The sequence below is a fragment of the Pedobacter sp. B4419 genome, from assembly GCF_059693725.1.
Map to the genome: position 1 here is coordinate 187,995 of NZ_JCASSL010000002.1, position 23,266 is coordinate 211,260.

Annotated in this window: 23 protein-coding genes and 1 tRNA gene; 16 read left to right on the forward strand and 8 right to left on the reverse strand. The window is 41.0% G+C overall.

Annotated elements, in window-relative coordinates; translation table 11 throughout:
* The first annotated feature begins 59 nt into the window (after positions 1 to 59).
* The 6 genes from purH (at position 60) to rodA (ending at position 7,548) form a co-directional block, all read left to right on the forward strand.
* Positions 60 to 1,586, forward strand: coding sequence for a bifunctional phosphoribosylaminoimidazolecarboxamide formyltransferase/IMP cyclohydrolase (gene purH, locus AC570H_RS12445; RefSeq protein ID WP_497355252.1), 1,527 nt, complete (start codon positions 60 to 62; stop codon positions 1,584 to 1,586).
* A 278-nt stretch (positions 1,587 to 1,864) separates the two neighbouring features.
* Positions 1,865 to 2,887: a rod shape-determining protein gene (locus AC570H_RS12450; RefSeq protein WP_055132282.1), complete on the forward strand. Its 1,023-nt coding sequence runs from the start codon at positions 1,865 to 1,867 to the stop codon at positions 2,885 to 2,887.
* Positions 2,888 to 2,966: 79 nt separating this feature from the next.
* Entirely contained in the window at positions 2,967 to 3,806 is an 840-nt protein-coding gene (gene mreC / locus AC570H_RS12455; RefSeq protein WP_497355254.1) for a rod shape-determining protein MreC, read from the forward strand.
* Complete coding sequence (locus AC570H_RS12460) at positions 3,796 to 4,311, forward strand: rod shape-determining protein MreD (protein ID WP_497355256.1); 516 nt, start codon at positions 3,796 to 3,798, stop codon at positions 4,309 to 4,311. Before mreC ends, AC570H_RS12460 begins: the two co-directional genes overlap by 11 nt.
* Positions 4,311 to 6,302: a penicillin-binding protein 2 gene (gene mrdA, locus AC570H_RS12465; protein WP_497355258.1), complete on the forward strand. Its 1,992-nt coding sequence runs from the start codon at positions 4,311 to 4,313 to the stop codon at positions 6,300 to 6,302. The genes AC570H_RS12460 and mrdA overlap by 1 nt, the downstream gene beginning before the upstream one ends.
* Positions 6,286 to 7,548, forward strand: a complete 1,263-nt coding sequence (rodA, locus tag AC570H_RS12470) for a rod shape-determining protein RodA (protein WP_497355260.1) — start codon at positions 6,286 to 6,288, stop codon at positions 7,546 to 7,548. The genes mrdA and rodA overlap by 17 nt, the downstream gene beginning before the upstream one ends.
* A gap of 147 nt (positions 7,549 to 7,695) precedes the next feature.
* On the opposite strand, the gene AC570H_RS12475 is transcribed toward rodA, so the two are convergent.
* Positions 7,696 to 8,787 (reverse strand): DUF8457 domain-containing protein, encoded by a 1,092-nt coding sequence (locus AC570H_RS12475; RefSeq protein ID WP_497355262.1) that lies wholly within the window; start codon positions 8,785 to 8,787, stop codon positions 7,696 to 7,698.
* A gap of 94 nt (positions 8,788 to 8,881) precedes the next feature.
* Between AC570H_RS12475 and AC570H_RS12480 the strand changes: the two genes are divergently transcribed.
* The 3 genes from AC570H_RS12480 (at position 8,882) to AC570H_RS12490 (ending at position 10,627) form a co-directional block, all read left to right on the forward strand.
* A complete protein-coding gene (locus tag AC570H_RS12480) occupies positions 8,882 to 9,457 on the forward strand; it encodes a thymidine kinase (RefSeq protein ID WP_199139772.1) in 576 nt (191 codons plus the stop codon).
* 228 nt (positions 9,458 to 9,685) lie between these two features.
* Positions 9,686 to 10,099 (forward strand): VOC family protein, encoded by a 414-nt coding sequence (locus tag AC570H_RS12485; protein ID WP_497355264.1) that lies wholly within the window; start codon positions 9,686 to 9,688, stop codon positions 10,097 to 10,099.
* Between the two features lie 81 nt (positions 10,100 to 10,180).
* On the forward strand, positions 10,181 to 10,627 hold the full coding sequence (locus AC570H_RS12490; RefSeq protein ID WP_497355266.1) for an SRPBCC domain-containing protein: 447 nt from the start codon (positions 10,181 to 10,183) through the stop codon (positions 10,625 to 10,627).
* Between the two features lie 14 nt (positions 10,628 to 10,641).
* Here the strand turns inward: AC570H_RS12490 and AC570H_RS12495 are convergent, their stop codons facing one another.
* The gene (locus tag AC570H_RS12495) at positions 10,642 to 11,913 is read right to left on the reverse strand and encodes a hypothetical protein (protein ID WP_497355268.1); all 1,272 of its coding nucleotides are present in this window, start codon (positions 11,911 to 11,913) and stop codon (positions 10,642 to 10,644) included.
* Between the two features lie 33 nt (positions 11,914 to 11,946).
* A complete protein-coding gene (locus tag AC570H_RS12500; protein ID WP_497355270.1) occupies positions 11,947 to 12,552 on the reverse strand; it encodes a magnetosome magnetite crystal formation protein family in 606 nt (201 codons plus the stop codon).
* 219 nt (positions 12,553 to 12,771) lie between these two features.
* Here AC570H_RS12500 and AC570H_RS12505 point away from each other — a divergent pair, with 219 nt between their 5' ends.
* Together AC570H_RS12505 and AC570H_RS12510 are read left to right on the forward strand one after the other, a co-directional pair.
* Positions 12,772 to 13,137, forward strand: a complete 366-nt coding sequence (locus tag AC570H_RS12505) for a hypothetical protein (protein WP_497355272.1) — start codon at positions 12,772 to 12,774, stop codon at positions 13,135 to 13,137.
* Between the two features lie 99 nt (positions 13,138 to 13,236).
* Positions 13,237 to 13,767, forward strand: coding sequence for a ferritin (locus AC570H_RS12510; protein WP_497355274.1), 531 nt, complete (start codon positions 13,237 to 13,239; stop codon positions 13,765 to 13,767).
* Between the two features lie 190 nt (positions 13,768 to 13,957).
* Here AC570H_RS12510 and AC570H_RS12515 read toward each other — a convergent pair whose 3' ends face one another.
* From AC570H_RS12515 to AC570H_RS12525, 3 genes are all read right to left on the reverse strand, one after another.
* Positions 13,958 to 14,638, reverse strand: coding sequence for a hypothetical protein (locus AC570H_RS12515; protein WP_497355276.1), 681 nt, complete (start codon positions 14,636 to 14,638; stop codon positions 13,958 to 13,960).
* Between the two features lie 92 nt (positions 14,639 to 14,730).
* Positions 14,731 to 15,351, reverse strand: coding sequence for a hypothetical protein (locus AC570H_RS12520; protein WP_497355278.1), 621 nt, complete (start codon positions 15,349 to 15,351; stop codon positions 14,731 to 14,733).
* A 103-nt stretch (positions 15,352 to 15,454) separates the two neighbouring features.
* Positions 15,455 to 15,527 (reverse strand) — tRNA-Phe (locus AC570H_RS12525).
* 235 nt (positions 15,528 to 15,762) lie between these two features.
* On the opposite strand from AC570H_RS12525, the gene AC570H_RS12530 reads away from it, so the two are divergent.
* Together AC570H_RS12530 and AC570H_RS12535 are read left to right on the forward strand one after the other, a co-directional pair.
* Positions 15,763 to 17,058 (forward strand): 4Fe-4S dicluster domain-containing protein, encoded by a 1,296-nt coding sequence (locus AC570H_RS12530; RefSeq protein WP_497355279.1) that lies wholly within the window; start codon positions 15,763 to 15,765, stop codon positions 17,056 to 17,058.
* A 92-nt stretch (positions 17,059 to 17,150) separates the two neighbouring features.
* Complete coding sequence (locus AC570H_RS12535) at positions 17,151 to 17,939, forward strand: (Fe-S)-binding protein (RefSeq protein WP_497355281.1); 789 nt, start codon at positions 17,151 to 17,153, stop codon at positions 17,937 to 17,939.
* Positions 17,940 to 18,164: 225 nt separating this feature from the next.
* On the opposite strand, the gene AC570H_RS12540 is transcribed toward AC570H_RS12535, so the two are convergent.
* Positions 18,165 to 18,647 carry a hypothetical protein gene (locus tag AC570H_RS12540; protein WP_497355283.1) on the reverse strand — a complete coding sequence of 161 codons (483 nt, stop codon included), beginning with the start codon at positions 18,645 to 18,647 and terminating at the stop codon, positions 18,165 to 18,167.
* A 51-nt stretch (positions 18,648 to 18,698) separates the two neighbouring features.
* Here AC570H_RS12540 and AC570H_RS12545 point away from each other — a divergent pair, with 51 nt between their 5' ends.
* Positions 18,699 to 19,184 (forward strand): ABC transporter ATPase, encoded by a 486-nt coding sequence (locus AC570H_RS12545; RefSeq protein ID WP_497355285.1) that lies wholly within the window; start codon positions 18,699 to 18,701, stop codon positions 19,182 to 19,184.
* Between the two features lie 75 nt (positions 19,185 to 19,259).
* Positions 19,260 to 21,686 carry an AsmA family protein gene (locus tag AC570H_RS12550; protein WP_497355287.1) on the forward strand — a complete coding sequence of 809 codons (2,427 nt, stop codon included), beginning with the start codon at positions 19,260 to 19,262 and terminating at the stop codon, positions 21,684 to 21,686.
* 228 nt (positions 21,687 to 21,914) lie between these two features.
* On the opposite strand, the gene mtgA is transcribed toward AC570H_RS12550, so the two are convergent.
* Entirely contained in the window at positions 21,915 to 22,643 is a 729-nt protein-coding gene (gene mtgA, locus AC570H_RS12555) for a monofunctional biosynthetic peptidoglycan transglycosylase (RefSeq protein ID WP_497355289.1), read from the reverse strand.
* Positions 22,644 to 22,718: 75 nt separating this feature from the next.
* On the opposite strand from mtgA, the gene AC570H_RS12560 reads away from it, so the two are divergent.
* Entirely contained in the window at positions 22,719 to 23,246 is a 528-nt protein-coding gene (locus AC570H_RS12560; protein WP_497355291.1) for an STM3941 family protein, read from the forward strand.
* Positions 23,247 to 23,266 lie beyond the last annotated feature (20 nt).

Here is a 23,266-nt window from a genome sequence, read left to right on the forward strand (position 1 = left end):
AACACCTTCAAAAAACACCTAAGTTTTCTTAACTTTGCGGCTTAAAATAATACCCTTCAATGAGCCAGCCAGTAAAGATCAAAAACGCTTTAATTTCAGTATATTATAAAGATGGTTTAGCACCATTAGTTCAACATTTAGCCCAGCAAGGCGTTACCTTATTTTCGACAGGTGGCACTGAGCAATTCATCAAGGATTTGGGCCTGCCCGTAACAGCGGTTGAAGACCTGACCAGTTACCCTTCTATTCTAGGAGGCCGCGTAAAAACCCTGCATCCAAAAGTATTTGGCGGAATTTTAAACCGTAGAGGCCTAGAAGGCGATCAGGAACAGATTGCACAATATGAAATTCCTGAGATTGACCTGGTCATTGTTGACCTTTATCCTTTCGAAGAAACTGTAAAAGCTGGCGGAACTGATGAAGAAATTATCGAAAAGATTGATATTGGTGGCATTTCGCTTATCCGTGCGGCTGCCAAAAACTTTAATGACGTAGTAATCATTGCCTCAAAAGCAGATTATGGCACGTTGTTGCAACAACTGCAAGAACAAGACAATACCACTACTTTGGCACAGCGCAAGGCTTACGCCAAAAAGGCTTTCCATACTTCTTCTCATTACGATACAGCCATCTTCAACTATTTCAATAACGAAGAGCCTCTAAACGTATTTAAACAGAGTATTGCACAAGCCCAAACTTTGCGTTACGGCGAAAATCCTCATCAGCAAGGTACTTTTTACGGCAATCTGGAAGAGATGTTCACCAAGCTAAACGGTAAAGAATTGAGCTATAACAATTTGGTTGACGTGGATGCAGCTGTGAGCTTGATCGATGAGTTTACCGAACCTACTTTCGCCATCTTAAAACATACCAATGCCTGCGGCGTTGCCTCTAGAGCTACCATTTTGCAGGCATGGATCGACGCATTGGCCTGCGATCCGGTTTCTGCTTTTGGCGGTGTATTAATTGCCAATCGCGAAATTGATTTGGCCACTGCTCAAGAAATCAATAACCTTTTCTTCGAAGTGCTTATTGCTCCTTCTTATCAGCCTGAAGCCGTAGCATTGTTCAGGGAAAAGAAAAACAGGGTGATTTTGCAGCGCAACGAAGTTGAATTGAGCAACAAGCAATTCAAGACTTTGTTAAATGGCGTAATTGAGCAAGACAAAGACCTTAGCTTGGAAGGCGCCGAGCAAATGACTACGGTTACCGAAAAAGCGCCAAGTGCGGAATCAATCCAAGATTTGATCTTCGCCAATAAAATTGTAAAACATACCAAATCCAATACCATCGTTTTTGTAAAAGACAATGTGCTTTTGGCAAGTGGTGTAGGTCAGACTTCACGAGTTGATGCCCTTAAACAAGCAGTTGTTAAAGCTAAGGCGTTCAATTTTGATTTGAATGGTGCGGTAATGGCATCAGATGCTTTCTTCCCATTCCCAGACTGTGTAGAATTAGCTGCCGAAGCCGGAATTATAGCCGTATTACAACCAGGTGGTTCGATTAAAGACAAGGATTCTGTTGAGATGGCCAACCAAAAAGGCATCGCCATGGTGACTACCGGTGTAAGACACTTTAAACACTAGGAAAAGAGTCAGAAGTCCAAAGCCGATAAGGTTCTTGTAAATAGATTTCTAACCTTTTTAGAAAACGTTAAGCCTTATTGCTACGTCGCTCAATTTTAGTCGAGCGTTGTTTAGCAACACTAAAAAACTCTCTGAACACAGGATATTGATTTTCAAATGATTTTGAACAAAATAAATACCCTGTACCTCGGATTTTTTTAAATTAAAATATAATAAAAACACTATTTTTACATTTGAAATAGTATACATTAACAAGATTAAGATAACATACGACATAAATGGGTTTATTTAATTGGTTTACACAAGAGGTAGCTATAGATTTAGGTACCGCAAACACCCTCATCATACATAACGATAAAGTAGTAGTTGACGAACCTTCGATTGTTGCCTTTGACAGGCAGACCAACAAAATCATCGCAATTGGCAGACAGGCCATGCAGATGGAAGGTAAAACCCACGATAACATTAGAACGGTAAGACCCTTAAAAGACGGTGTAATAGCAGATTTTAACGCTGCAGAAGCCATGATCAAAGGGATGATCAGAATGCTGAACGGTGGCAAGGGATGGATGTTCCCATCGTTGAGAATGGTAATTTGTATCCCATCGGGTATTACAGAGGTAGAGAAACGTGCAGTAAGAGATAGTGCCGAAATTGCCGGAGCAAAAGAAGTTTATTTGATTCACGAGCCTATGGCTGCAGCGGTTGGTATTGGTATAGATGTTGAAGAACCAATGGGCAACATGATCATCGATATCGGTGGCGGAACAACAGAAATTGCGGTTATCGCACTTTCGGGTATTGTTTGCGACCAGTCTATCCGCGTTGCCGGAGATAACTTTGACTCTGACATCGTAAACTACATCCGTCGCCAGCATAACATTATGATCGGTGATCGTACCGCAGAGAAAATCAAGATCGAAGTTGGTGCGGCTTTGCCAGAACTTTCTGATCCACCTGCAGATTTTGCGGTACAAGGGAGAGATTTGATGACCGGCGTTCCTAAGCAAATTACGGTTTCGTATACAGAAATTGCCCACTGCTTGGACAAATCGATTTCTAAAATTGAAGAAGCGATCTTAAAAGCACTGGAGATTACGCCACCTGAACTTTCGGCAGATATTTATCAAACTGGTATTTATTTAACAGGAGGTGGCGCGTTATTGCGTGGATTAGACAAACGTGTAGCGGCCAAAACTAAACTGCCTGTTCACGTTGCCGAAGATCCACTTCGTGCAGTAGTGCGTGGTACAGGCATCGCCTTGAAAAACATTGGTAATTTTAAATTCTTAATGCAATAATCAGGTTTGGAGTTTGGGGTTTTGAGTTTGGCGTTCCCACTCAGCACTCCAAACTTCCTACTCAAAACTCAACTCCAGAATGCGTAACCTTTGGCTTTTCATCAGTAAATACAACGCATTTTTCTTTTTCATTATCTTCTTTGCAATTGGCATCGTTTTAACTTTAAAAAATAATGCCTATCAACGCAGCATTGCGCTCAATTCTACAAACGAAGTGGTGGGCAGCGCCTACGAACGCTTAAACGTACTGAAAAGGTATTTGAACCTTGGCCAGGTAAACGATAGCTTGGCGCAAGAAAATGCAAAGCTGAGAACAGAACTCATTGCATTAAAAAATGTAGATAGCAACAAAGTCACCCAGGTAAAAGATAGTGTTAACAACGAGCAATATACCCTATTGGCGGCCAAGGTGATCAAGAATTCCATCACCAGCCGAAACAACATCATTACCATTAACAGAGGTAGCTTAAGCGGCATCGAAAAAGATATGGCGGTGATATCGCCCAATAAAGGCGTAGTTGGCTTTATACAGGATGTGTCGCCAAACTTTGCTACTATCCGTTCTTTATTGCATAAAGGCACGTCAATTAGCGTAAGCCTCAAAAAAAACAATGTGTTTGGTTCCCTGGTTTGGGGCGATGGCAATTTTGATTTCAGAAAGGCCTATGTAAAAGAAATTCCTAACCACATCAAAGTAAACCTGAGGGATACCATTATTACTTCGGGTTCAGGTGATTTTCCAAGAGGCATAGAGGTAGGACGGATCAGTAAAACTCGGGTAGCCGGTGGCGATAGCTTTATGTCATTAGAAATTGAACTTTTTAATGATTTCAGTACCCTACAATATGTGTATGTAGTGAAAGACCGCTTGGCCAAAGAACAAAAAACCTTAGAAAGCAATTTGCCCAATGAACAGTAGAGCCATATTCATTAACATTTTTAGGTGGTTTGTACTTTTGTTTGTGCAAATTTTTCTGTTGCGCAATATGGGTTTTTACGACCTTTCTACGCCTTTCTTATACATATTGTTCTTATTGGTTTTGCCCTTTGGCATTCCGAACCTGCTTTTGTTTTTAATTGCCTTTGGTACTGGATTGGTTCTCGATACTTTTTACGATACGCTCGGCGTGCACATCTCGGCTTGTATTACTTTGGCTTTTGTGCGGATTTTGTTTATTTCTGTGAGTGTAACCCGCGATGCCTTTGACGAACCCGAACCCTCTTTGGGCAATATGGGCATCAAATGGTTCAGCATTTATGCCATCTTATGTATTTTGGCACACCACTTGGTCGTATTTTTCTTAGAGGCTTTTAAGCTCAATGAGATTTCCTATACTCTTACACGTTGCTTGATCAGTTCGGCATTTACTTTCTTTTTGGTGCTATTGGTCGAATTTATTTTCCATAACAGAAAGGCAAATTAATGGAGCAGCTGTTTAACCGAAAATACATTATCCAAGGCCTTTTTATCGTACTCGCACTGGTGCTGTTAGGCAACCTGTTTTACATCCAGGTAGGAACCGACAAATACTTTACGAGTGCCAACAACAATGCCTTGCGCAGGTTTTATGTGTACCCGGCAAGGGGTGTTATCGTTGACCGCAACAACAAGGTACTCGTACAGAATCAGCCTACTTACGACTTGCTAGTGACACCTAACGAGGTAAAGCCTTTTGATACTTTGTCGCTTTGTAATGTAATTGGTATAAGCATGGACGATTTCAGAAAGAAATTCCACAAAGCGGTGGTGCAATCCAGGTATCAAGCTTCTATCTTCCAGAAATTATTGTCTGTAGAAACCTATGCTTCGCTACAGGAGAAGATTTATAATTATCCGGGGTTCTATGTACAGCAAAGGACCATCAGGTATTACCCCGATAGCATTGCATCCCAGTTTTTGGGCTATATGCAAGAGGTTAACCAAAAAGACATTGATCGCTATGGTGGTTATTACAGACCTGGCGACTATATCGGCAAAGGTGGCATTGAACGCGAATACGAACCCGTACTGCGGGGCACAAAAGGTGTAAAAAACATTCTTTACAATGCCAAAAACGTACCTCAGGGAAGTTACGCCAATGGCAAGCTCGATTCTTTGGCAGTATCTGGAGATCAATTGGTATCGACCATCGACAGCAGGATACAAAAATTGGGCGAACAGCTTTTGGCCAACAAGGTTGGCAGCGTAGTAGCCATTGAACCCAGCACAGGCGAAGTATTGGCTTTTGTAAGCAGTCCGGGTTACGACCCCAACAAACTAGTTGGTGGCAATTTTAGTCCTAATTACAAAGAAATACGTGCAAACCCTTATAGACCTTTCGTAATTAGGCCCCTCCAAGGGAAATACTCCCCTGGATCAGCCTTTAAACCGCTGGACGCCCTGATTGCGCTGAGCCAAGGTGTAGTAGACATCAATACGACTTTCAACTGCCCAGGCTATTATTGGGCGGGCAATCGTAAATTTAAATGCGAACACGTTGATGGCAATATCAGCCTGAGAAGAGGAATTGCACGTTCTTGCAACACCTATTTCTATAATATTTTTGCCAAGCTAATGACTAAAAACGGTGGTTCGAGCGCCAGTCAGCAGGCTAGTTATGAAAAGTGGCAAAATAGAGTACGTAAATTTGGCATTGGCGATACATTGGGAATCGACCTCCCGGCAGAAAAGGCCTTCAAGCTTTTTAGAGCAGCAGACTATAACAAAATGCATGGCAAATACTGGGGCAATACCACTATTTTGTCAGTTGCAATTGGGCAAGGCGAGATCAGTACCACACCATTGCAAATGGCCAATATCATGGCTATTATCGCCAACAGAGGCTATTACATCAAGCCCCATGTGGTAAAGAGTATCGGCAACGATAAACACATCGACCCTAAGTACAAGGAAAAGCATTATGTAGATATCGACGCCAGGTACTTCGATCCCGTAATTGATGGTATGCAGGATGCGGTAAATACCTCTTGGGGAACGGCAACCGAATCGCGTTTGCAAAACATCATCATGTGTGGCAAAACAGGTACCGTGCAAAATAACCATGGCAAAAACCACTCTGTTTTTATCGGCTTTGCCCCGCGCGACAATCCGAAAATAGCTATTGCCGTAATTATCGAAAATGGTGGTTATGGTGGTGTTTATGCCGCACCTATAGCCAGTTATATCACCGAAAAATATTTGACCGATTCATTATCTGGTCGAAGAATAAACGGCAGCACGATTGACATGTATAAAGCTGACAATTTGTTGCCAGAGCTAAAAACAGCGAAACCCGTTGTTAAAACAATCACCAAAACCGATAGCTTGCACCAAGCAGACAGCTTAAAAAAAGCAGGCCAAAAACAACCCGCAGCCAAGACGAGTCCTTTTAATAAAACAGCCATCAAGCCAAAGAACAATGCAGCAACAAAGTAATCGCTTCTTCTTTAACGTTGATTGGATAACCATTCTGATCTATGTGGCTTTGTGCGCCATTGGCTGCATAAGTGTATATGCTACCGTTTATGACCCGGCAAAACCGATGGATTTCAGCTTTGCTACCATTTATGGCAAGCAATTCTACTTTACGCTTGCGGGCTTGATTTTAGGTTTTTCTCTTTTACTGTTTGATGCCAAGTTCTTCAGCATATTTGCGCCTATTATTTATGGGGCAACCATGATCTTGCTCTTGGTAGTGTTGGGCGTTGGCCGTAACGTGGGTGGTAACCAGGCTTGGATTCCGATTGGTTCGTTCCGTTTGCAACCTTCCGAATTTGCCAAATTTGGCACGGCATTGCTCTTGGCCAGGTATATCAGTACTTTTAACGTAAAGCTGAATTCGTTTAAGCCCATCATGATCTGCGCCGCGATTATCGTATTGCCCATGTGTCTGATCATGTTGCAACCCGACGCAGGTTCTACTCTAGTGTTCCTGTCGTTCATGTTTCCTTTGTATAGAGAAGGTCTGCCAGGTTATTTGTTGATTATCTTTTGGGGAATGGTGCTTTTGTTTATCCTGAACCTCTTTTTAAGTCCAGCAGTTTTAATTGGCTCCATCCTTGTATTAGGTGGACTGTTTGCCTATAACAACAGGAAGCGCCAGCAAAAAATCATCAGTATTGGCATCATTACATTGATAGCAATTGGTTACCTGTTTGTAGCCAAATTCTTGTTCAACAATGTATTGCAAACGCATCAGCGCGCACGTATCGAACTCATCTTAGGGCTCAAGACCGACAATAAAGGCGTAGGTTATAATGTAATCCAATCTAAAATTGCTATTGGTGCAGGTCAGTTTAAAGGACGTGGTTATTTAGAAGGCACCCAAACCAAATTTGGTTATGTACCGGCCAAAAGCACCGATTTCATCTTTTCTACCATAGGCGAAGAATGGGGCTTTATCGGCTGTTTTGTGGTTATCGGCCTTTATGTATTTCTCTTGCTAAGAATTATCAATATTGCCGAACGGCAACGATCTGCCTTCTCTAGGGTATACGGCTATTGCGTGGCTTGTATTATTTTCTTCCACGTATTTATCAATATCGGAATGGCCATTGGCATTATGCCTGTAATCGGCATTCCCTTGCCGTTTATCAGTTATGGAGGTTCATCTTTATGGAGCTTTACAGTGTTGCTGTTTATCTTCCTAAAACTCGATTCGAACCGAATGGGATTTATCTAGTACTTGGCGTTTGGGGAGATTAAAAAGTTGGAAGCTTAGGCCTAAATTTTCACCTTAGTTCCCCTTCCATCTTACCTCTTACATTTTACATCCTTAACCTTCCAGTGACCAATCAGCCAATGAACTAATGACTAATGAACCAACAAACTAACTCTTGAATCGCTGGTTCAGCAATGCATAAAATTTAGCTACTGTTGCTTGTTTCTCTGCCCAGTTGTTTTTCACCGCATAATTTTTTTGGAAGAAAGAATCGGCAGACTCAAAGCTCGACATTTTATTGGCCAAGTCTATAGCTTCGGCATAGGCCAAATTGTAGCCATTAAACAAATCCTTAATGTAAAGCAGTTTATCGTTTAGGCTAATGGCTTGCTTTAAGTCTTTGATAGCCGTCGTATTTACGTTAGAATTAATATTACTGGATGCCGTTTTACCTGCCAGGATATCATTCAATGTAGGCTTATATGCTGGATCTTCAACTGGTTCCTGCATATTCACCTTGGTTTCGGCTACTGGTGCTTCTTTGAGGTCAAGATCGGCAGCAATGATGGGAAATTCTTCTTCCTCCTCTTCTACTACCTCCTCTTTATGCACTAAAAACGGCTCTGGACCTATTTCATCATCCTCTTCCTCTATGATTTCAGCCTCAGGCAATGCTTCCTCTTCGGCCACTTCTTCTATCACCTGCTCATTAAGTTTTCTCTTTTGAGCCAAAATGCGTTCTTCCTCTTCACTTAATGGCCTGTCGAAGATTTCATCCACGCTTTTCTCTTCAAAATCGAATTTTTCGTGTTCTGAGTGATCGTTGAGGATAAATTCAAAAGTTGAAGGTTCGTTGTCGAGTTTAAAAACTTCGTGTTCTATCGTATCGATTTCAGGCTCTGGTTCCAGTTCAGGCTCTTCCTGCACTTGGGCAATAGGTTCCTCCTTAATTTCGTCTGCAAAAGCAACCGTTTCTATTTGTTGCTCTTCCTGCATATCGTTATCTACCGTTGTTGCCTCAATTTTAGGTGTTTCAACAACTGTTTCTTCGGCAGCACCGATGGCTAAAGGTGCTTGGGGCGCTTGGTTTATTTTTTTGATGATCTGTACATGATCGGCTAAGAAATTGGCATTGGCATGAAAAAGTTCCAGTTCTAACTCATTGAGTTGATGTGGGTTTTGCGCCAAAAACTGATATTGTTCATTTAACTCGTTCAATATCAATCCTAATTTCTTGAAAAGATCTTCTTGCTTCATCATAGCTTTTTAACGAAAAATTAAAGGTTTTATGTTAGTAAATGACAATCAAAAGTACTATAAAATTCTTTTATATTTGGCTAAAATACCTTTACAAATGTTATTCAGCGAGCAGAATTTTAGAAGAGGCGAATTTAGCGGGAGCATCGAAGTAATTTGCGGTTCCATGTTTTCGGGAAAGACGGAAGAATTGATCAGGAGATTAAAACGCGCCCAAATAGCCAAGCTGAATGTAGAGATATTTAAACCAAAAACCGATACACGCTACGATGAAACTGCCGTAGTTTCTCACGATCTAAACTCGATTCCTTCTACTCCTGTCGACAGTTCTTCGGCAATTTTGCTCTTGGGTACCAATACGCAAGTGGTGGGAATAGATGAGGCCCAATTCTTTGATGATGAGCTGCCCGAAGTTTGCAATAAGCTTGCTTTAAAAGGAATCAGGGTGGTCATCGCAGGCTTGGATATGGATTTCTTAGGCAAGCCTTTCGGTCCCATGCCCGCGCTAATGGCCATTGCCGAACACGTAACCAAGGTTAATGCCGTATGTATGCAATGTGGCAGCCCGGCGGTTTACTCCTACCGCACCGTAGCCAGCGAAGCCAAAGTATTGTTGGGCGAAAAAGAAAGCTACGAGCCACGTTGCCGTGCCTGTTATCATGCCTTGGGATAGGGTAAGGTTAGAGGTTGAAGGTTAAAAGTTGAAAGTTAAGAGTGGTAAGTTGAGGGTTAAACACCCAAGCTGAAAGATCATGAACTGAACTATGGACCATCAGCCATTGACTATAGACTAACAAACTCCCAAGCTGTCGCCTTTGCACCTTAAATTTGTCTGATACCGCCTGCTTTGCTTCGGAAAGATTTTTAGAACTTTAGGTTATCAAAACTTAAGACAAAAATCATGACTAAAGAAATATGGATCAACCTGCCCGTAGCTGACATCAAACGCTCAGTGGCCTTCTTCACCCAGCTAGGATTTAGTTTAAACGAAAACCAGCCAGCTACCGACAATATGGCTTCCTTTTTAGTTGGAGAAAAGAAATTTGTACTCATGCTTTTCACAAATGATCTTTTCGAGGGTTTTAGCATGCATCAAATTGCCGATCCTAAAACAGGAACAGAAGTATTGTTCTCTATCGATGCCGAGAGCAAAGAAGAAGTCGATTCAGTATTGCAAAAAGCCGAAGACGCCGGCGGAAGCATTTATGCCAAAGGCGGTGAAAAAGATGGCTGGATGTATGGTGGCGGATTTGTAGATCCCGATGGACACCGCTGGAGCGTCCTGTACATGGACTTTAGCAAACTACCAAGATAGCCTCGACAAGCGTATGGCGCATTGCACTTGGCACTAATTATGCGATCTCATGTCTAATAGCTCACCTAAAAACTAAAAATTATGGAAAAGATGACATTCAATGCCGAAATTAATGCCTCTCAAGAAAAAGTTTGGTCCATACTTTGGGGCAAAACAAGCTACCCTGTTTGGACAGCCCCTTTTGCAGAAGGCTCTCGTGCAGAAACCGATTGGCAGAAAGGAAGCAAAGTACTCTTTTTAGACGGCAACAACCGCGGGATGGTTTCTCGCGTTGTGGACAATGTACCCAATCAGTTTATGTCGATAGAACATTTGGGCGAATACAAAGATGGCGTAGAAGATTATGACAGTCCTAGCGTGAAGGAATGGGCTGGAGCAAAAGAAAACTATACCCTTAAGCCATCGAATGGCGGCACAAATCTGCTGATTGAAATGGATATGGGCGACAACGATGCAAAAATGCTCGACTATTTTAAAGACACTTGGCCAAAGGCCCTCAATAAAGTAAAAGAGCTGGCAGAAAAATAAGCTGCCAGCTTAAATTATTTATTAAATGGTCTTTCGTTAATCCAGTTCAGCTCTCTTTCGGTAAGTTCAAATCGGATTTTAGTTAAGGAAAGTTCAACAGAATCTCCATTCAATTTACCTTTTAGAGTATAGTGGGCAGGATCCTGTCGCTCATAGCTAAATTCTTGTGTCGTTTTTGGATCATCATCTAGTATGATCGTTAGGGTCTTTTTAATGGTATCGGCTTTGATGGTTCCTGTTTTAAAATTATCATCCATCAATTGAATTGCCCCTTTTTCTGGGCCATCCAAAATCAACACCTTCCAAAAGTCATGGCTACCTACTTCTCGAGGCACCACTTTATCATTTCGGACATAACTATCTACACTATAAGCTCCATAAAGTGGCGATTTCGGTACTTTACGTCCGTATTTAGACTGCATCGCCAAAGACTGCCAAATACTCGTAGTTAATACAAAAGCGATTAAAAGATACTTCAGACTGTACTTGGCTATCCTTTTCCATTTCTTTTTAACTACTGGCGCCATCAACGTTCTTAAAGTTGCTGCGTGCCCCCTCACAAAAAAGTTAAACAAACGGATGAAATTTGAAGCCAATAAGAAAAGGCACATGACGACCAAAGCAGTGGATACAATTTTAACCGGCACATCATAAAAATAGTTCACTGCCATTACATTCGCTGTAGTCATCAACGAAATAATGGCGCCAAGCGCAACCGTCTTCCTAAAAAACAATAGGCCCGCCAATACTTCGGCTATGCCCATAAAAAGGTTATATCCTTTTGAAAAACCTAAAAAAGTCCAAGCCAATCCCATAGGCGACGATTCTCCGTAAGTAGTTAACAAACGATACAGGCCTGGTGATGGAAACTGCAACTGGATTACTTTTACCATCCCATAATTGATGAGCATAATACCCACATAGAAGCGAACAGCTACACTGAGCCAGTAGAACAAACGGTTATAACTGGGCCTTTTCCGATCTAATAAAGTCCAAATTAGGGTTCCAGCAACAGCAAGAACGGCTACACAAAGCAACACCACATAATCATAGGTAGTATCGCCGCTACCATTGGTAAATTCTGTAATGGGATAGGAAAGTTTGAGCCAAGTTTTACCAAGCCATGGAATAAAAACCTGCAATAGCGACGAAGGATATTTCATCAGCAGGTAAGCCATTGGCAAGGTTCCATTGTTAAAGAAAATCATGAATAGGCCCAGCAGCAAAAAAGCGAAACGAAAAATCAGCTTTTCCAAGAAGGTCCATTTTTGTAGGTTATTATCCATAAATATTTGGTTGATAACCTAAAGAAACCGATTTTATTTCAAAAACCGAATAGCGGGCTTGTAAATAACTTGTCCCGTTTTATAACTGCGTATAGCATTGAGGATGATCATTACCACATTGAAAAGATAAAAAACAAGCCCAAGAAATACCATAAGTGGCATTATTCCTGATGTAGGCGGGTTAATAATCCCTTCGTTTTGCATGGAACGGATTTTCAGAAAGAGATTCACTACGGGTATGGCATACCATACATACAGAAAAAGGCCAAAGGTGATTTGAAAATTAAGCAGCTTTTTGCCAACTGCATTTACTCCTTTTATCTTTTCTTTTTTAAGGATCCACAAGGCCAAAGGGATGATAACTCCAAACAATGGAAATATAAGAAAGCTGAGCGCAGCCAGATTCATAAAAGCCAGAAAGCCCCGGTCTTCCCGTTCCTGCCAATCGATAAGATCGTTGGGTGTTACCCCAAAAGCATTGGCCAACCTGATAACGCTGTCGCCCCTTGGCTCGGTTTCTCCGTTTTCTATTCTTTGTATGGTTCTTAAACTAAGCTCGGTCAAATTAGCCAATTGCTCTTGGCTATAACCTTCTTTAAAACGGAGTTCTTTGATTTTTTGTCCTAATGTGTTTTTCATTTGAATTGCGTTTAAGTTATGCTACAAATCTATTTGGACTAAAATATTTCTCTTGCGTCTTGCTTACGACATATTTACGACATTAATGCCAACTGCGCAACAGCTATTGTTTTGAGACTATTGATCAGTAGAAGAATGTTTAAATTAATTTTCCTTTTATTTGGAATAAATCCAAATAAATATCATTTTTGTAACCGTTAATTGAACAGTCCGCTAAAAATGCAGGAAACACTAGTAGTCCCTTCCATCAAATTTGCCGAAGTATTTAGTACTGCCGAAGGTGCTATCTATCAATCTGACAGCGAAAACTGCTGGTATATTGATTTTGCAGGTAAGCTAGCCCGTTTCGATTACCGAAATCTCCTCAAGCTCAAAAAAGCAGTCTACCAAATTGACATCGAAGGTCTTTTGCTCAACAGTGAAAAAACAGCTGACGTAGAAATCATCTTTATCTGTGCCTGCGATCATTGCTATGTGCTATCGCTTTTGCAGATCATCAAAATGAAAGAATTGCTACAAGGCACCTTTACCATGCTAGAGCTTAACCACATCATTTACGATCGCCTGCACCGATTGGCTTCTTAGTTATTAGACTTAGAATCTTTCCATATTGTCTTTAAATTCTTTGAGCCAACATATTAGCTCTATTTTTGTTATATAATTTAAGACCTAAAGACAAAGATCATGAAAGACATTATGCGTGTAAAATGTTTGCTTTCTGCCGATATAGAAACTCTCATTAACCAACAGATAAAAAAAGAAGCCCACTCTTCGGCCATTTACCTTTCGATGGCATCGTGGTGCAACCAAAACGGCTATGATTTCTCATCTGACTACTTTTTTAAACAAGCAGAAGAGGAAAGACAGCACCAATTGAAGTTCTTCAAATATGTTTTAGACATGGGTGGCAATGCGGTTTCGCCTGAAGTAACCAATGTTAAAGGCGAATACAACTCTTTCCGTGAGGTTTTTGAAGAAGCTTTGGACCAAGAAATTGCGATTACCCAATCTATCAAAAATATTGCGGCCCGTTGCCACAAAGAGCAGGATTTTGTAACCTTAGAATTCTTGAACTGGTTCTTCAGAGAGCAGAGAGAAGAAGAATACAAAGCTCGTCGTGCGCTAGAATTGTTCGAAGTAATCGGCGAAGAAGGCACCGGCAGATGGCAGATAGACAAACATGTAGGCCAGATCAGCTACAATAGCGAAGCTTAAGCACTACCTGTTACCGAATTTAAAGGCACGTATTTAAACAATATGTGCCTTTTTTGTTTTATATTGATTACGAATTGAAAGGCCATGTCTAAAAAAGACAAAAAGAAGAAGGACAAGCATAAGTCGAAGGATAAGAAGAAAAAAGAGTGCTGCGAAAAGTACCTCCGTGGAAAGAGGTGCAAGAATTGTCCTATGGTTTAACCAACCGAGTCTCTCTACCAAGGTCGTTTCTATCAATATCGAATGCTTCAACAAACCAATCTTTTACAATTTCTTCAATTTCTCGTTTATTAAAAGTGCCCTGTAAACGTCGAGCTTCTAAATAATGATCTTTTGTAATTCTTTTCGTCAACTCACCAAGGGTTTTAAGATCCAGCACACTGCCCAATCTATGAGAAACGATTAATAAAAAAATTGTCGAACTTAACCCTACAATTGCAATTTTCCAACTTAAAAAGAACATCGCTAATGAAGCCAGCAACAAGAATATGAGTGAGTTAGTTATCCAATGCGGAGCAATAAGAAGATCGAAGTTAAATCCTAAATGTGCTTCCAGTTGCTTTACTTTAGATCGTCTATTTTCTTTGGGGAAAATATCTTCGAGTAAAAGTTTTGGAGAAATTATATCAATTGACAATCCAAATTCTTGAGAGATAGCTCGCCTAAGCTTATAAAAAGCTTGTTGATTAGTACAGTCATCCACGTTTTCAAGCTTAATCTTTTCAACTATAACATCACATAAGTTCCCAAGAGTCTTAACATCGATGAAATCTCCATGCTCAAACTTAATCGAAAAAACATCTCCTATCTGAGGTATCAAGTCTTCAATATCTTCAGAATCAATAGTTGCAAATGGATTTTTAATACTCATCTAGCTTCTTTTATACATTCCTAAAAGTAAAGCCTTTGCTTTATAACTGCCAACATCCTTAATAAAAATACAAAGATACAACCAGATTGCTACTATTGGTCTTTCAATCCGATTTGTACTGGATATCCATTTTTTATTGCATTTACAATTGACCTCGGGGTTAGCACGCTAACCCTTGTCGACAAAGGCAGTTTTTTACTAGTCGTATAGCCAAATGGTGTCCACAGATAAATCATTTCATTGGCAATGAGATAAGCCTGATCGGCCAACTGAATAAAAACGCCAGTTGGCAACTCTCTTAGAATGGCTTCAAATGTAAGTTTTTGTCCATTTTTACTAATCCGCTCTTCTTGCATTACTTCATCTATTTTTCCGATAGGCGTTTTAATATCAAATCCGAAAGCAGGATTACCGCCAAGCCAAGCTTTTTTAAAAAGAAACGCTGCTTCACGCCTGCATTCAAAACAGGGTCTATGTCCGGCGGCTAATGCCGTAGCCTCATCAAAGAAAAACAATTCGGTCCATAAATTTGGCGCCATTATTTCTCTATGCCTTCCTTTAAACTCCAACTCGCAAATGATCCAAGCTTTATGTTTAAATGGCCTTAAGATAGTTTTTCCTGTTCCATGCAATTGGCCTCTATTACCAAGCCATCGACCACGAGCTTTGGTGATAATGAGGTTGCCAAAAGGATCTACCCGGTTCTGAAACATTGATGAAGATTTATTTAATTTATGATAGAGCTAAGCTATCCAGAATTTTTAAGAAAAGTTTAAGAATCAAAAAAGCCTCAACTTTCGTTGAGGCTTTTGCCAGTGGTGCCTGCTGGAATCGAACCAGCGACACAAGGATTTTCAGTCCTTTGCTCTACCGACTGAGCTAAGGCACCAGCCCGTTTGGGATTGCAAATGTAGTTTCTTTTTTTGAAAGACAAAACATTTTTTCACATTTCTTTTACGTTTCCTGCAACTAAACGGCATTTCCACTCAAAATCAGCCACTTAAATTTCAACAGAAAACAAAAATTATCCATATCGATTCTAAATTTTAAATTTTATGCTTGCATAATAATATTTTTTAGCCTTAAAACTTTTAACTTAGCCTAACCAAGTAGCACAAACAGAAATGGTAGCACAAATCATATTCGTTATCCTTACCCTGGCAGGCATTGCGCTGTTTAGCATCAATGTCCGCAAGGTGATCCGCAATATCAAAATCGGCAAACCGGCAGATCGTACCGACCAGCCTGCCAAAAGATGGGCTACCATGTTCAAAGTGGCTTTCGGGCAAACCAAAATGGCGGTAAGGCCAGTACCCTTTGTCCTACACCTCTTGGTTTATGTAGGTTTCGTGATCATCAATATCGAAGTATTGGAAATCATGATCGATGGCATTTTTGGCACCCACCGTGTATTCTCTGGCTTGGGTGGCCTTTATAACTTTTTAATCGGTTCTTTCGAATTCTTGGCTTTGGGCGTTTGGGTATCCTGTGCGCTTTTCTTGGTCCGCAGAAATATATTAAAGTTGAAACGTTTTAGCGGAGTAGAGATGAAAGCTTGGCCAAAATCTGATGCCAACTATATCCTCATCACTGAAATCCTGTTAATGACAGCTTTTTTATTGATGAATGCAGCCGACGCCAAACTTCAAACACTTAAGGCCGAACACTATACGACAGCAGGTGCATTTCCAGTAAGCATCTACTTGCAAAACTTGTTGCCTACAAGTGCAAGCAGCTTGATCATGATCGAGCGCATTTGTTGGTGGTTTCACATTGTGGGCATTTTCGCTTTCTTGAACTACTTGCCCTATTCTAAGCACTTCCATATTCTTTTTGCCTTTCCAAACACCTATTTTTCTAATTTGGAGCCAAAAGGCGAATTCACCAATATGGCCAGCGTTACAAACGAAGTGAAAGCCATGCTCGACCCTTCTTTTGTACCCGCTGATGTGGCTCCTGGTCGCTTTGGCGCAAAAGATGTAAACGATTTAACCTGGGTAAACCTGATGAATGCCTACACTTGTACAGAGTGTGGCCGCTGTACTTCGGTTTGTCCGGCAAATATTACGGGAAAGCTTCTTTCCCCACGTAAAATTATGATGGATACCCGCGACCGTTTGGAAGAAGTGGGTAAGAACATCGAAAAACACGGAGCAGAGCATCAAGATGGAAAAGCCTTATTAGACGACTACATCAGCAGAGAAGAAATTTGGGCTTGTACCAGTTGCAATGCCTGTACTGAGGCCTGCCCTATCAACATTGACCCATTGGCTATTATTGTGGAATTGCGCAGGTATGCCGTAATGGAAGAATCGGTGGCTCCGGCAAGCATCAATGCCATGCTGGGCAATGTAGAAAACAATGGCGCACCTTGGAAATATTCGCCAGCTGACAGGTTTAACTGGGCCGAGGGAGATTAAAGCTAAAAGAATCAAGCCGAAAGGCAAGAGCTAAAAGATTAAAGATTAATTACAAGGGCGCTTTACGCATATCGCCCTACGCAATACGAGATATGGAATTTAAAGTACCTACAATGGCCGAACTGATGGCCATGGGCGAAGAGCCTGAAATATTGTTCTGGGTTGGCTGTGCCGGAAGCTATGACGAACGTGCGCAAAAGATTACTCGAGATATCTGCAAGATCTTGCATCACGTAGGCATCAAATATGCAGTATTAGGTACCGAAGAAAGCTGTACTGGCGATCCTGCCAAACGTGCTGGCAACGAATTCCTGTTCCAAATGCAGGCCATGGCCAACATCGAGGTTTTAAATGCCTATAACATCAAGAAAATCGTAACTGGTTGTCCGCATTGCTTTAATACCATTAAAAACGAATACCCAGGTTTGGGAGGCACTTACGAAGTCATCCACCATACCCAACTGATCCAAGACCTCATTGCCGAAGGCAAACTGAAAGCCGAAAACGGCGAAAGTTTTAAAGGCAAGAAAATTACTTATCATGATCCTTGCTACTTGGGCAGGGCAAATGGCGTTTATGAAGCCCCACGTAAGGCTTTAGAAGTACTGGATGCCCAACTCGTAGAAATGAAACGTTGCAAAAGCAATGGCCTTTGTTGTGGCGCTGGTGGTGCGCAGATGTTTAAAGAACCAGAAAAAGGCAATAAAGACATCAACATCGAAAGAATTGAAGAAGCCTTGGCTACAGAGCCCCAGTTTATTGCAGCAGGCTGTCCTTTTTGTATGACCATGCTCAACGACGGCGTAAAACTCAAGGATAAAGAACAGGAAGTAAAAGTGTTGGATATTGCTGAGATTACTGCAAGAGCGAACGGGTTATAGTGGAGAAGGGGGTTCAAGGTTGAAGGTAAAAAGTTGAAAGTTGAAGGTTAAAAGTCCAAGGTTGAAGGCAGGAAGGTTGAGGGTTAAAAGTTCAAGGTTCAAGGTTAAAAGTTGAAAGTTAAAAGTCCAAGGTTGAAGGCAGGAAGGCTAGTAGTACTTTTAAACCAATACGCAATTCTCAATACGCTATACCCATCTTACATCTTCCCTATTCCATCTTACATCTTATTTATTGCTCGCCACCAAGCTCCCAGTTAGCTGTTTAAAATTGAGGGAGAGCTCATTCAGCTGTTCTACATTGATGCTTTTAAGCGGAATAACCAGATAAGTGCCCATCGAGTCGATATCCCCTTTCCTGTCGTTCCTGGTCTGCACAATTACATCATCGTTTTTGGTACGCAGGTAAAGCTCGCCCTTATCGGTAGTTCCGTAATAATCCATGCTTTTTAGGCGCGAAAGATTAAAGGCAAAATACTCTTGCTTACCATTGTTATAAACTTTACGGTAACGACAAAAACCAGTGTTGGTAACATTGATTTCATAGCGTTTGATTTCCTTTCCCAAAGCATCATTATCGTGGTATTTCGTCAGCAATTGCTGAATGGTTACCGTCTGATCTTCCGCACTGTCGAAGCCAGAAAAAACGCAGAGGATAAGGCAAGAAGAAAAGAAAACACTCTTTTTTAAGCTCAATGTAAACTTTTTCATCGTGGTTACGTTTTAACCTGAGTAAATTAAATAAAATGATAAATTTGAGCTATGACTTTTTCTCCACAATCTAGAGTTTGGATCTACCAAAGCAACCGTCAGTTTACCGAAAATGAAACTGCGGAAATTCAGCAAAAACTGGATCAGTTTACCGCGCAGTGGACTGCACACGGACATCAGCTTAAGGCTAAGGCAGAAATTCGTTATGGTTTCTTTATTATTTTGGTAGTAGACCAAGACAGCGCTTCGGCAACTGGTTGTTCTATCGATTCGTCAGTTCGCGTGATCAAAGAGATCGAAAGCACCTATGGCGTAGATCTTTTCGACCGTTTTAACATGGCCTACAAGATTGACGAGCAGGTTTACGTAAACACCAAGGAAGATTTCGAAACCCTGATCAGCATCAAGAAAATAGGTCCACAAACCATTGTTTTTAACAATCTCGTTCAAAGTTTGGCCGAGTTTAATGAAAAATGGGAAGTGCCTTTAGAAAACAGCTGGCACAAATCAATTTTTGCCGAACAGCTGAGCGCTTAAACAGCCCGATTAGCCAGCCTCTTAAACATTTGCAGAATATTTTTGTTATATTCAATAGAATCAACAAATCTATCTATGTCACGCTGGCTCAAAATTTCCCTGAAGGTATTGGCTGTGTTTTTTATTCTGATCATTTTGGTATGGTTAGGAGCTGCCTATTACATCAACCATAACAACAAAAGCATTCTTGCAACCATTCTCAAGCAACTCAACTCCAATGTGAATGGCAAAATCAATGTGGGCAGCATGGAAACTACCCTGCTCAAAGGCTTTCCTGGTGTATCGGTATCGCTTAAAAAAGTACAGCTGAGAGACAGTTTATGGAACCAGCATAAACACGATCTGCTCAATGCCAACGATATTGATGTATCGCTAAATATCTTTTCGCTTATTGCGGGAAGCATCAAAATCAACAAGATCGGCATCAACAACTCGAACATTTATCTCTATACCGATAGTTCTGGCTATAGCAATACCAGCATGTTCAAATCAAAGGGCAAGCCTAAAACCGCTGACAAAAAAGACCAGACCGATTTTCAAATCAGAAAGGTCGATTTTAACAATGTGAATTTAGTAATCGATAACCAGCGCCGTTTTAAGCTTTTCCACTTTTTGGTAGATGAGCTGAAGGGCAGAATCGATTATCCGGATTCGGGCTGGAACGGCAACCTGAAATTAAAAACAATGATCAAAAGCTTTGCCTTTAATACAAGAAAAGGAAGCTTTTTGAAAGACAAGGCGCTCGAAGGCACCTTAATTGCCCATTACAATAACGAAACCAAAGCGGTAACCATTGATCCCGAAAGGCTTAAAATTGGTGGCGATGACTTTTATATCGGGGCTAAAATAGACCTGGCCAAAAACGAGTCTGCTTTTGCCATTGACATCAGGGCTGATAAGATCCAGTATAAGAATATCGCAATGCTCTTGTCGCCAAATATTTCTTCTAAACTGCTTAAATTTACCATAGACCAGCCTATTGGCGTAATTGGACACATCATCGATGATGGCAATAAGGTGAATAAAGATCCGCTGATCAATGTACGCATGACGGTTAAAAACAATACAGTTACCATCCCATCTGGGCAACTGACCAATTGTAATTTCATCGGCACCTTTACCAATAAGGATACGGTTGACGGACCTATTGGCGATGAAAATTCGACCATTAAGTTCTTTGCGCTAAGCGCCGATTACTACAATGCTCCGATCAAAGTAGATACTTTTACGGTAGCCAATCTGTCTAGGCCATTGGCTACGGGATTTGTGACCTCGCAGTTTCCGCTCGAAAAACTAAACAGCTCGATTGGCGGAGAGACCTTTAGCTTTAAGAATGGCACCGCCGATGTGAGGCTATATTGTCAAGCAGATATTGATAATTTCAGGTTTACCAAGCCTGTACTTACCGGCAGCGTGGCCATTAAGAATGCAGATATTACCTATATCCCCCGCAACATGAAATTGGTAAATAGTTCTTTGGTGCTCAACTTTAACCAAAAGGACTTGAACATCACGAACAGTCGCTTTCAGCTGGGCAAAAGTATATTGAATATGAATTGCTCTATACAGAACTTCCTCAACTTCTATTATACAGATCCGGAGAAGATTTTAGTAAACCTGAAACTGAGCAGTCCGCAGTTATACCTCAGCGAGTTTATGCCGTTTTTGGGACCAAGGAAAGCAGTGAAGCGCAAACCCGTCACCAAAAATTCGATTAAGGAAGTTTCAGACCAGCTGAGCGCCGTTTTGGAAGCTGCGCGGATACAGATAGACCTCAATGTAGATAAAGCCATTTATAACCGTTTTATCGCGAAAAACCTGGTGGCTAACATCGCTTTGCAGGGAAATGGAGTCTTCTTTAATAAAATCAGCGTAAACCATGCAGGCGGGAGCCTGAACCTCAGCGGCAATATCAAGCAACAAGGTGCCATCAATAAGTTTACCATCGATTCGAAAATCAGCAGGGTAAGCGTGAAGGATTTCTTTTATGCCTTCGAAAATTTTGGACAGACTTCTATTACTTCAAGCAACCTAAAAGGCTTTTTGTCTGCCAAGGTAAATGCAAGTGGTGGCATTACCGATAAAGGAACCATTGTTAAACGTTCCATGTATGGCAAGGTAAACTATAACCTGAGCAATGCCGCCCTGATTGGATTCGAGCCTCTTGAAAAAGTAGGCAAATTTGCATTTAGAAACCGAAATATGTCTAATGTAACCATAGACAAGCTGGATGGTGTTCTGACCTTAAGTGGCGATAAAATATACATCAGCCCAATGGAAGTAAACAGCAGCGTGCTCAATTTCAACGTTAAAGGCGTTTACGGTTTAAGTGCCGGAACAGACATTGCGATGGATATTCCTTTGAGAAACCCAAAGAAAGATGAATATGTAACCGACCCAGACGAGAAAAAGCAAAACCGGATGAAAGGAATTGTATTGCACCTCAAAGCAGTTGATGAAGAAGGAAAGCTAAAAATCAGGTGGAATAAGAACCATGACTAGCTGGGAAGAATGGAAGAGGTAAAATGTAAAAGGGAAGAGGTAAGAGGGTAAATGGAAGAGGGATGGAATTGAAAAGTTGTAATGTTGAAAAGTTAATCTAAGCATTAGGTATAGATCCTGAGACGCTTTATAGACCGCTTACACTATTCATCTTTAACAACCAAATCTAATGCGTTCTACATTTCGCAATACGCACTACGCCGTACGCAATACGCAGTATTCGCTTACCTAAAAATCTAGCGGTCCCAACCTACGCATATTACGCATGATCAAATATTGACGGTGCCTGATGTAACCCGTTGGCTTTTTAGGTGTCCACCTCAATGGATTTGGAAAACAGGCGGCAATTAAAGCTGCTTCGGCCCTGCTTAGGTTTTTGCACGATTTATGGTAATAGGCCTGTGAGGCAGCCTCAGCTCCATAAATGCCATCACCCATCTCGATGACGTTAAGATATACTTCCAGGATGCGTTCTTTGCTCCATAACAATTCGATCAGCAAGGTAAAATAAACTTCAAACCCTTTGCGAACCCATGATCTTCCAGGCCAGAGAAATACGTTTTTGGCTGTCTGTTGCGATATCGTGCTCCCCCCCTTTACCTTTTTGCCTTTTGCATTGCTTGCATAGGCTTTTTCTATGGCATTGATATCAAAACCCATGTGCTTTAAAAAAAGCTGGTCTTCGGCAGAAACGGCTGCCCTTTTCATGTTATCTGAAATATCCTCGAATTTCACCCATTTCTTTTCAATCTTACCGGTTTTATCGTCAGCTTTGCGTTCCCAATTGCGTTGCACCATGAGCAAAGTAATTGGCGGATTGATAAAACGGTAGGCCAAGACCCAAATTACCGTTACCAACATAAACCAAAGCACAATTTTTCCTGTTATAAGAGCAATGCGCTTCGTTAACGAAGGCTTGCCTCGGCCAGTAGTAGGTTTCGCTTTTCTTTTTGCCATGGGCACAAAGGTAAAGAAATTGAATAAAGTATTTTATCGATTGATTTTTATAAATTAGGCTAATTTAATAGAGAAATGAACAAAATTGAAATCCCTCTTAGCAAAGCGAAAATAACGCTGATGATTTTGGGTTCTGCCTTTTTTATCATTGCCGGATTGCTTATCTTTTTCTATGGAGCAGATAAACAAACCTATTTTAGGACTTACTGGATGAAGATAGTGGGTATCGTTAGTGTACTTTTTTTCGGAACTACCGGAATAATAGGGCTAAGAAAATTGCTAGACCATAAAGCTGGACTTATTCTGGATGAAGAAGGGATCACCGATAATTCGAGCGGTGTGAGCGTTGGGTTAATCGATTGGGAAGATATTACCGATATCAAGACGGAGCAGGTCATGTCGACCAATTTTATACTCATTCATATTTCAAATCCTGAAAAATACCTGGAAAGAGCCAATGTATTTAAGCGAAAAATGATGCGGGGCAATATGAAAATGTATGGCACGCCCATCTCTATTTCTTCCAATGCTTTACAATACAACTTTGAAACGTTGAAAGAAACGATCGTAAAGCAATTCAAAAAACACAAGAGGCAGGCCTAAACTAAGTTATATGTGTGCCG

Coding starts and splice junctions, on each gene's coding strand:
- AC570H_RS12545 (WP_497355285.1), top strand. CDS start 18,699: ATGACTTTTTCTCCACAATCTAGAGTTTGGATCTACCAAAGCAACCGT.
- AC570H_RS12490 (WP_497355266.1), top strand. CDS start 10,181: ATGGAAAAGATGACATTCAATGCCGAAATTAATGCCTCTCAAGAAAAA.
- AC570H_RS12460 (WP_497355256.1), top strand. CDS start 3,796: ATGAACAGTAGAGCCATATTCATTAACATTTTTAGGTGGTTTGTACTT.
- AC570H_RS12550 (WP_497355287.1), top strand. CDS start 19,260: ATGTCACGCTGGCTCAAAATTTCCCTGAAGGTATTGGCTGTGTTTTTT.
- AC570H_RS12475 (WP_497355262.1), bottom strand. CDS start 8,787: ATGATGAAGCAAGAAGATCTTTTCAAGAAATTAGGATTGATATTGAAC.
- mtgA (WP_497355289.1), bottom strand. CDS start 22,643: ATGGCAAAAAGAAAAGCGAAACCTACTACTGGCCGAGGCAAGCCTTCG.
- AC570H_RS12560 (WP_497355291.1), top strand. CDS start 22,719: ATGAACAAAATTGAAATCCCTCTTAGCAAAGCGAAAATAACGCTGATG.
- mreC (WP_497355254.1), top strand. CDS start 2,967: ATGCGTAACCTTTGGCTTTTCATCAGTAAATACAACGCATTTTTCTTT.
- AC570H_RS12480 (WP_199139772.1), top strand. CDS start 8,882: ATGTTATTCAGCGAGCAGAATTTTAGAAGAGGCGAATTTAGCGGGAGC.
- AC570H_RS12505 (WP_497355272.1), top strand. CDS start 12,772: ATGCAGGAAACACTAGTAGTCCCTTCCATCAAATTTGCCGAAGTATTT.
- purH (WP_497355252.1), top strand. CDS start 60: ATGAGCCAGCCAGTAAAGATCAAAAACGCTTTAATTTCAGTATATTAT.
- AC570H_RS12495 (WP_497355268.1), bottom strand. CDS start 11,913: ATGGATAATAACCTACAAAAATGGACCTTCTTGGAAAAGCTGATTTTT.
- AC570H_RS12515 (WP_497355276.1), bottom strand. CDS start 14,638: ATGAGTATTAAAAATCCATTTGCAACTATTGATTCTGAAGATATTGAA.
- AC570H_RS12500 (WP_497355270.1), bottom strand. CDS start 12,552: ATGAAAAACACATTAGGACAAAAAATCAAAGAACTCCGTTTTAAAGAA.
- AC570H_RS12535 (WP_497355281.1), top strand. CDS start 17,151: ATGGAATTTAAAGTACCTACAATGGCCGAACTGATGGCCATGGGCGAA.
- rodA (WP_497355260.1), top strand. CDS start 6,286: ATGCAGCAACAAAGTAATCGCTTCTTCTTTAACGTTGATTGGATAACC.
- AC570H_RS12520 (WP_497355278.1), bottom strand. CDS start 15,351: ATGTTTCAGAACCGGGTAGATCCTTTTGGCAACCTCATTATCACCAAA.
- AC570H_RS12485 (WP_497355264.1), top strand. CDS start 9,686: ATGACTAAAGAAATATGGATCAACCTGCCCGTAGCTGACATCAAACGC.
- AC570H_RS12450 (WP_055132282.1), top strand. CDS start 1,865: ATGGGTTTATTTAATTGGTTTACACAAGAGGTAGCTATAGATTTAGGT.
- mrdA (WP_497355258.1), top strand. CDS start 4,311: ATGGAGCAGCTGTTTAACCGAAAATACATTATCCAAGGCCTTTTTATC.
- AC570H_RS12540 (WP_497355283.1), bottom strand. CDS start 18,647: ATGAAAAAGTTTACATTGAGCTTAAAAAAGAGTGTTTTCTTTTCTTCT.
- AC570H_RS12510 (WP_497355274.1), top strand. CDS start 13,237: ATGAAAGACATTATGCGTGTAAAATGTTTGCTTTCTGCCGATATAGAA.
- AC570H_RS12530 (WP_497355279.1), top strand. CDS start 15,763: ATGGTAGCACAAATCATATTCGTTATCCTTACCCTGGCAGGCATTGCG.